The sequence below is a fragment of the Streptomyces sp. TAA040 genome (genome assembly GCF_000424845.1).
This window is the reverse complement of the sequence record NZ_KE384254.1, coordinates 400,418-408,802: the sequence shown is the minus strand read 5'-3', so window position 1 is coordinate 408,802 and position 8,385 is coordinate 400,418. Positions and strand designations below refer to the sequence as shown.

Annotated in this window: 6 protein-coding genes; 3 read left to right on the top strand and 3 right to left on the bottom strand. The window is 72.1% G+C overall.

Annotation, left to right across the window (positions count from 1 at the left end):
* The first annotated feature begins 1,105 nt into the window (after positions 1–1,105).
* On the top strand, positions 1,106–2,761 hold the full coding sequence (locus tag H300_RS0123560) for a glycine/sarcosine N-methyltransferase (protein WP_028429350.1): 1,656 nt from the start codon (positions 1,106–1,108) through the stop codon (positions 2,759–2,761).
* Between the two features lie 82 nt (positions 2,762–2,843).
* On the opposite strand, the gene H300_RS0123555 is transcribed toward H300_RS0123560, so the two are convergent.
* Entirely contained in the window at positions 2,844–3,572 is a 729-nt protein-coding gene (locus H300_RS0123555; protein ID WP_028429349.1) for a ribonuclease H family protein, read from the bottom strand.
* 388 nt (positions 3,573–3,960) lie between these two features.
* Between H300_RS0123555 and H300_RS0123550 the strand changes: the two genes are divergently transcribed.
* Together H300_RS0123550 and H300_RS0123545 are read left to right on the top strand one after the other, a co-directional pair.
* Entirely contained in the window at positions 3,961–5,574 is a 1,614-nt protein-coding gene (locus H300_RS0123550) for a sigma-70 family RNA polymerase sigma factor (protein ID WP_028429348.1), read from the top strand.
* A 169-nt stretch (positions 5,575–5,743) separates the two neighbouring features.
* On the top strand, positions 5,744–6,139 hold the full coding sequence (locus H300_RS0123545) for a hypothetical protein (protein ID WP_028429347.1): 396 nt from the start codon (positions 5,744–5,746) through the stop codon (positions 6,137–6,139).
* 114 nt (positions 6,140–6,253) lie between these two features.
* Here the strand turns inward: H300_RS0123545 and H300_RS0123540 are convergent, their stop codons facing one another.
* Positions 6,254–6,964: a YqjF family protein gene (locus H300_RS0123540; protein WP_051270310.1), complete on the bottom strand. Its 711-nt coding sequence runs from the start codon at positions 6,962–6,964 to the stop codon at positions 6,254–6,256.
* A 253-nt stretch (positions 6,965–7,217) separates the two neighbouring features.
* A complete protein-coding gene (locus H300_RS0123535; RefSeq protein WP_028429345.1) occupies positions 7,218–8,306 on the bottom strand; it encodes an RICIN domain-containing protein in 1,089 nt (362 codons plus the stop codon).
* Positions 8,307–8,385 lie beyond the last annotated feature (79 nt).

Sequence of the window (8,385 nt, the reverse complement as noted above, 5' to 3'; positions counted from 1 at the left end):
GGCCGCCGCGCACAACAGCGGGAGCATCGGATACCTCCGTCCTCGCAGGCCGCGCGGATCTGGTATCCATATCAGGAAGCGCCGCAGGTCAGCGGCATTCTGCAGGGCGACGTGAGGGTTCGGAAGGGCCAGTTTTCCCAGTCCGGCGGGCATGGGCGATGATGTTTGGGCAGGCACGGTCTCGCTCGGTTCTCATGGGTCTTCGACAACCACATGATCACCGACGGCCGTGCCTGCACTTCTTTCCAGGGACACCCCGCCACACACCGGTACATGACGTCACGTCACACACGAGACCGACGAACCGGACCGATCCTGTTCGTGCAATGACCCTGGTCCCCGGCCCCCGCGACTCCGCGCTGCCCTGAGACGCCGCACCGCGCCCCGCCAGGTGTTCAGCGTGTTCCCCCGCCCCCGCCCCCGGCACACGGATTCGCGCGGACGACGGAATGATCCGGCCGCGTTCCGGGAAACCGGGACGCGGCCGGGGCCCACACCGAAGACGTGGTGGGGCAGCCTTCCGCGGCGGCGGGAGGCGTGCACCCATCCCTTCCGGAGCACTCGCCGCCGCGCCTTCCCCTGACGATCCGCGCCATTCTCCACGGTTCCACGACGCCCGGCCTGCACGCTCTCGACATCAACGCGCGGACACCCGCGAAGAATCCTTCCGCGGCCTTCCCACAGGGTCCGCAGCAGTCCCGGAGAGTACCGCGGAAGCGAATTTCCCCACTCGCCGGAGAGGCAGCCGAACCGGTGCCGCAGGCGCCGCGGGGAGCGCCGCACAGCGGCACCGGGAGGGCGTTCCGCACCGGGCGGCGGCGGGATCGTCGCGGCGTACGGCGCGGGGGTGGCCCACCCGGGGCACGTGGGCCGGATGTCCGGCACGCCCGGCGTCAGTGCCCCTTACCCCGCTCGGGAATCTCAGATCGAGACGTCACTGGCCAGACCGCTGTTTCGGGTCAAAATCGCCTGTGCGCAGGGAAGTTGCAGGCATAGATCTTTCGAACATGGATAGCGATGTGCTCAGACCGTGCAGCTCCCGAAGCCTGGGGCCTGAGCCGCGGGCAGGGCGTGATCCTCCACAACTGAAGGGTTTCCCATCATCGTGCAACCGGCGCAAGAGTTCGGCGAGAATCCCGTCGAAGTACGAGAGACCGGGCACTACACCGAGGAGTACGTTCCGAGTTTCGTCGAGAAATGGGACTCACTCATAGACTGGGAGAAGAGAGCAGAGAGCGAGGGCGATTTCTTCATCGACCTGCTGCGCAAGTGGGGTGTACGGAGCGTCCTCGACGTCGCCACCGGCACCGGCTTCCACTCCGTGCAGTTGCTGGCGGCGGGGTTCGACACCGTCAGCGCGGACGGCAGCGCGGAGATGCTGTCCCGGGCCTTCGGGAACGGTGTCAAGGACGGCGGGCACATACTCCGGGTCGTTCAGGCCGACTGGCGCTGGCTGAACCGCGACGTGCACGGGGAGTACGACGCGATCGTGTGCCTCGGCAACTCGTTCACCCACCTCTTCTCGGAACGGGACCGGCGCAAGGCGCTGGCCGAGTTCTACGCGATGCTGAAGCACGACGGCATCCTCATCCTGGATCAGCGCAACTACGACTCGATCCTGGACGACGGGTACACCAGCAAGCACACGTACTACTACTGCGGCGAGGACATCACCGTGGAGCCGGAGTACGTCGACGAGGGCCTGTGCCGCATGCGGTACGCCTTCCCCGACGAGTCCGTCTACCACCTCAACATGTTCCCGCTGCGCAAGAACTACACCCGGCGCCTCATGTCGGACGTGGGGTTCCAGCGGGTGGAGACCTACGGCGACTTCCAGCACACCTACCGGGGTGACGAGCCGGACTTCTTCGTGCACGTGGCGGAAAAGGAGTACCGGATGGAGGACGAGCCGGAGCAGCGCTACCAGGGCGCCGTGAGCACCGCCCGCAGGTACTACAACTCGTCCGACGCGGACAACTTCTACGCCACCGTGTGGGGCGGCGAGGACATCCACATCGGCATGTACGAGCAGCAGGGCGAGCCGATCGCCGCGGCCAGCAGGCGCACGGTCGAGCGAATGGCCGAGAGGCTGGAGTTGACGTCCCGGTCCGTGGTGCTCGACCTGGGGGCGGGCTACGGCGGTTCGGCACGGTACCTCGCCGACACGTACGGGTGCCGGGTCGTGGCACTCAACCTCAGCGAGGTCGAGAACCGGCGCCACAAGGAGATGAACGCCGCCCGCGGGCTGGCCGGCAGGATCGAGGTCGTCGACGGTTCCTTCGAGGACGTCCCCTTCCCCGACAACGAGGTCGACGTCGTCTGGTCGCAGGACGCCTTCCTGCACAGCGGCAACCGCGTCCAGGTCATGGAGGAGGTCTCCCGGGTCCTGAGACCGGGCGGCAGCCTGATCTTCACCGATCCGATGGCGACGGACGGCTGTCCCAACGCGGTGCTCCGGCCCATTCTCGACCGCATCCACCTCGATCACATGGGCTCGCCCGCGTTCTACTCCCGGGAACTCTCCAGGCTGGGCTTCCTGCCGGTGGGAGAGGGGTTCGAGGAGCACCGCGCGCATCTGATGACCCACTACGCGCGGGTGCTGGAGGAGACCCGGCGGCAGGAGGCGGAGGGCCTGGTGGGGTCCGTCGGCCAGGAGTACCTGGAGCAGATGAAGAAGGGCCTTCAGCACTGGGTCGACGGCGGCCGCGAGGGCAACCTCACCTGGGGCGTCTTCCACTACACGCTCGCCGACGGCGGCTGAGCAGTCGGATGGGGGCGGGACGGGCTTCCCGCCGGGAAACGGGCCCGCCCACCGCGCGGTGGGCAGCGGCGACCGAGCCGGCTCAGGCCTCCTGGGTCGCGGAGGTGCGGCAGCCCGGGTGTCCCCACCCGTCCGGATTCTTCGCGATGGGCTCCCCCGCCGCGTAGGGGGAGCCGCAGCGGCAGCGTCCGGGGAACTTGGCCTTCAGGGTGCGGGCGGATGCCGTGGCGGAACGTCGCGCGGACGAGGTGCCGCCCGCCGCCGGGGCGGTGCGTCGCCGGGCCCCGCCGGGCTGGACGGCGGGGGTCGGGGAGGGCGGCGGCTCGGGGGAATCCAGCGCGCTGCCCGCCTCCTGCTGGCTCAGCGCGGCCTGGCTGGCGGCCCGGTCGGCGAAGTCGTTGAGCGGGTCGCCGTCGACCTGGTGGGCGGGCACGTAGCGGAACTCCACCGTGCGGCCGGTCAGCAACTCGTCGATCCGCATGACGAGTTCCTGGTTGGCGACGGGTTTGCCCGCAGCGGTCCGCCAGCCCTTGCGCTTCCATCCGGGCAGCCAGGTGGTGACCGCCTTCATCGCGTACTGCGAGTCCATCCGGATCTCCAGCGGGGTGCCGAGATCGGTCGCCGCCAGCAGCCGCTCCAGCGCCGTCAGTTCGGCGACGTTGTTGGTCGCGGTGCCCAGCGGCCCGGCCTCCCAGCGGGCAGGGGCCTCCGACGCGTCCCCGACGACCCACGCCCAGCCCGCGGGGCCGGGATTACCCTTCGACGCCCCGTCGCAGGCGGCGCTCACACGTTCAGCCATGCCCTCGATCATGCCAGGGCGGGGCAGCGCCAGGCCCGTCGGGGCGCGCGGTCTTCCGGGGCGGCGAGAGGCGGGGAGCGGTGCGCGGTCCGGTGGCGCTGAACGGCGGGGGCCGTCCGTACGTATCCGCAGGAGGGGGGCGATCGCCCGAACGCGTGATCATCCGAGCGTGCGCTCCCGGCGGGCCGGGTCCCGTGGGAAACCGCTCCAGGGGCGGCGCGGAGCGGTCCGGCAGGGGGAGCGGGCGTTGTCGCATGACGCAGATCTCGTTGCCGCCGGGAGCGGAACGGGTTCAGGATTTCCGTTATCCGGGCCCACGGCCCCAGGTCTCCCCGGCGTTCGGGGCGTACCGGTGCCCGGAACGGACCAGCGTGGAACCGGCGAAGGAAGTGGACTGGGTGTGAACAGCGAACACGAGACCTCGATGATCGCGGCGGCACAGGCGGGCGACCGGCGGGCGAGGGAGCAACTCGTCGGCGCCTACCTGCCGCTGGTCTACAACATCGCCGGCAGGGCGCTGCACGGCCATGCGGATGTGGACGACGTGGTGCAGGAGACGATGCTCCGTGCGCTGAACGGGCTCGGTGCGCTGCGCGATCCCGGAAGCTTCCGCTCCTGGCTCGTCGCCGTGACCATGAACCAGATACGCACGCACTGGCAGTGGCGCTCCTCCCGGCCCGAGAGCGGCCTCCAGGAGGCCGACGACCCACGAGAGCCCGGTGGGGACTTCGTCGAGCTCACCATCTTGCGACTCGGGTTGAGCGGGCAGCGCCGGGAGGCCGCCGAAGCGACCCGCTGGCTGGACGAGGAGGACCGGGCGCTGCTGTCCCTGTGGTGGCTGGAGGCGGCCGGCGAGTTGAGCCGCAGCGAGGTCGCCCGGGCGATGGAACTCTCGCCGCAGCACACCGCGGTGCGGGTGCAGCGGATGAAGGAGCGGTTGGAGGCCTCCCGCACGGTGGTCCGCGCGCTGGCCGCTGGACGGCGCTGTCCGGCGCTCTCGGCTCAGCTCGCCACCTGGGACGGGCGCCCCACCGCGCTCTGGCGGAAGCGGCTGGCCCGGCACACCCGTGAGTGTGCCGCCTGTGCGCGGCACTCCGACGGACTGATGCCGGCCGAGGGCCTGCTGGCCGGGCTCGCACTCGTTCCGCCCGCGGCCGGTGCGGGTGCGTTCCTGGTCGAGGAGGCCACTCCGGTGGGAGCCGAGGTCGCCGACCTCCCGGGCCCGGAAGCGGCGGCCGGCACGGGACCCCGTGGCCGGCACGGCAGCACCCACCGGCTCCGGCGCCGGCGCCGCACGGTCGTCGCGGTGTCCACGGCGGCGGCACTGGTAGCGGCGGCCGGCACGGGAGCGGTGCTGCTCGACTCGCCGCCCGGGAGCGGCACGGTCGCGCCCGCCGCCGCACCCGCGCCCGAGACACCTGCCACGCAGGAGGCCGAACCGACGGAGTCGGCCGAGGAGTCGGAGTCCCCCTCCCCCAGTCCCAGCGCGTCCGCCTCCGACTCGCCGTCTCCGGAACCGAGCACGAGCAGTTCCTCGGCCGAACCGCCCCCGAGCCCGTCCGAGCCCGCCCCCGCCTCGGCGGCCGAAGAACCGTCCGAGGTGCGCAACGCGGCACCCGACACCGAGGCCGCTGCGGGACCGGCGCAGCAGGTGGTGACCCTCCTCAACCGCGAGCGGGCGGAGAACGGCTGCGGCGCCGTGCGGTCCAACAGCCTCTTGGCCGAGGCCGCGCAGCGCCACTCGGAGGACATGGCAACTCGCGACTACTTCTCGCACACGTCCCCCGACGGCTCCGGACCGGGCGAGCGGATCACCGCAGCCGGGTACCCGTGGAGCACCTACGGCGAGAACATCGCCCGCGGCCAGCAGTCCCCGTCCCAGGTCATGAAGTCCTGGATGGACAGCCCCGGGCACCGCGCCAACATCGTGAACTGCGACTTCGAGGAGGTGGGCATCGGGGTGCGGCAAGGGTCCGGCGGGCCCTGGTGGACGCAGAACTTCGGGGCGCGCTGACCGGCACCGTGCGTGCGTCCGCGCCGGCCCCGGGAGGGGCCGGCCGCAGGCCGACACGGCACCGCCGCACGGGGGGGGGGAAGCGCACACGGGACCGCGTGTGCCCCGCGTGCCACACCTTCCGCCGCCGGTAGGGGTAAGGGCATGCATCCGACACGACGCAACACCCGTGCCCTGGCCACCGCGACCGTACTGGTGGGCGCGCTCGCCGCAGGAATCGCCCCGAGCCGCCGCGGCTCCGTACGACTCCTCCCGCCACATCGCGACCGAACGCGGCTTCGGCGATGTCACGGCCCACTGCCCGGCCGGCCTCCGCGCCACCGGCGGCGGGGTCGACATCGACCACGACGACGAGGTGACGACCTTCCGTTCCCGGCCCACGAGCGACGGCACCGGCGGGGAGGGCGGCGCCTGGGGCGAGGTCGACGCGGAGGCCGAGGCACAGGCGAAGAAGGAGCAGAAGGACGGAGCGAAGCAGGACGGCGAGGAGAAGGGGGAGAAGGAGAAGGAGGACGCCCCGCAGGCCCTGCCGGTCACCGTCTACGCGATCTGCCCGGCCTTCTGAGACCAGCGGTACCGACGAAGGCGGCTCCGGGGCGGCCGGGCGTGGAGGCCCGGCCGCCCCGCGGGCTTCCTCGACGGCGGCCCCGGAAAGCCGGGCGGGACAACGGCCCCGACGTCAGGGCGTCGGGAGACCGCCGGGGCGGGCGGAACGGCCGAAGCGCACCGGCACGCCTGGTGAGTACAGCACGCTCGCCGGTTCACCGTCGGGCGCGGGAAGCCCCGCCGCCCGCACGAGGTTCTCGTCGCAGCGCAACAGTTCGGCCCGGTGCAGCGGCCAGCGCGGGTGGCTGTTGGGCAGGTACATCGACCGGCCGAAGAAGGCGTGGTGCAGGCCCCAGCGCGCGGTCAGGAAGTGCTCCAGCGCGCTCGGTTCGCCGATCCGTTCGCCGATCCGGACGTCGATGGAGCTGTGTGCGCCCCGGGGTCCGGGCATCCGGCGGACGCTGCGGTACGCGACGGTGTCCCCGGCCCGGGTGATCGACATCCTGGCCCACACGTACGGCAGCCGGAAACCGGCGCGGGCCACGAGGGCGGGGATCAGCCGGGAGGCTTCGAGCGAGCGGAAGACCACGCCGCGGCGTCCCTCGGCGTCCACCGAGTACAGCCGGACGTTGGTCTCGGGGAAACTCCCCAGATAGGGGACTCCGGGGAGGCGGAACCACCCGACCCGGTGCATACGGAAGGCGATCAGACCGACGTAGGTGACACCGTCCAGGATGTCGGGGAAGGTGCCGGCGGGCAGCAGCGGAGCGACGTCGGCGGGATCTGCCGCCCAGTGCACGAAGGCCAGGTCGAGCCAGGACTGCGTGAGCAGCGGGGTGGGCATGGCCCACGGCGGGTCGGCCGAGATCGCTTCCGGGTCGGGTGCGGGCGCCACGGTACCGAGTATCGCAGAGGGACGCCCGGACGGGGCGCAGGCCCGCGCGGGGTCGCGCCGGCAGTCGCACGTGCTCGGTGTCCGCCGTGGGCGGGTCCGGAGCACGCGTGCCCGGTGGCAGGTGCCGCCGGGCACGCGCCCCCGGGTGCCGGTCGCCGGGATCAGACACGTCCCCGCGACCGGCGGATCCGGGAAACCCGGATCAGCGGCGGCTCCAGCCCTGGTTGGGCTGTCCGTTGCAGATCCAGGGCGTGACCCTGGTGCCGTTGGTCCTGCCGTGCCAGACGTCGAGGCAGTAGCCCGAGTTCAGGGCGATCAGTTCGTCGTTGGCGTTGAGCCGGAACTTCTGCCCGGCGGTGCCGTTGCAGTGCCAGAGCATGAGGTGGGTCTCAGCCGCGGTCGAACCGTTCAACAGGTCGAGGCACTTGTCCCCGATCCGGACGGAACTGTCGTTGGCGAAGCTCCACTGCTGCTTCTGCGCCCCGTTGCAGTCCCACACCACGACCGGGTCACCGGCCTTGCCCTGCCCCGCGCTGAGGCACTTGCCGGTGTCCGCGCTGCGGACCGTGAAGGTCCGCGTCTCCTTGCGGACGGGCTCGGGCTCCTCCTCCTCCTCCTCCTCGGCAGGATCCTCCTCGACCACCTCGGCCTTCTTCTTCGGCTCCGGCTCCTCGGTCTCGGCAGGCTTCTCCACCACGGGTTCCGGCGGGGGTGCGGCCGGGCGCTCCTCCTCGGGTTCCTCCTTCGGCTCCTCCTTCGGCTCTTCTTCCTCCTCCGGCTCCGCCGGCGCGTAGGGCACCGGTGGCGGCTCCAGGGGGTTCTCGTCGAGCAGCGTGTCCGACTTGGACGTCACCGCCACCGTGTCCGACGTCCGGTCGGAATCGTTGTTGGCCAGGATGAGCAGCGGGACCGCGATGAGCACGACCCCCGCTATCCCTGCTGCGGCCAGCAGCGGCTTCTTGGGGTTCCCGGAAGGCGGGTCCGCGTCCGGGTGGGCGCGGGTGTCCCCGAGGGGACGGCCGGCCGCCGTGGCCGCTGCCGCGGTGGCGGCAGGGGTTGCGGCCTGTGCGGAGCGGTCGGCCCCCGCTGCGGCCTGCTGCTCCTCCGGGGCGGCGGCCGCCTGCCCGGCCGCCCCGGCCGTTGCCGCAGCGGCGGAAGCCGGTGCGGTCCCGGCGCGGGGCGGGACGGCGACGGTGTCCGGCTCGTCGGTGGCATTCGGCTTCCCGGCCGGGGGCGCAGGGGTCGCCGGGGTCAGCGAGGACCCCGGGGCGCTCCCGTTCCCGGCCGGCATCGCCACCGCACGACGGACCGGCGGGCCGCCTGCCGGGGATGCCGAGCCCGTACTGCCTGCGGCTGAACGTGTCCGGGGC

Coding starts and splice junctions, on each gene's coding strand:
- H300_RS0123555 (WP_028429349.1), bottom strand. CDS start 3,572: ATGATCGAGGGCATGGCTGAACGTGTGAGCGCCGCCTGCGACGGGGCG.
- H300_RS0123540 (WP_051270310.1), bottom strand. CDS start 6,964: ATGCCCACCCCGCTGCTCACGCAGTCCTGGCTCGACCTGGCCTTCGTG.
- H300_RS0123535 (WP_028429345.1), bottom strand. CDS start 8,306: ATGCCGGCCGGGAACGGGAGCGCCCCGGGGTCCTCGCTGACCCCGGCG.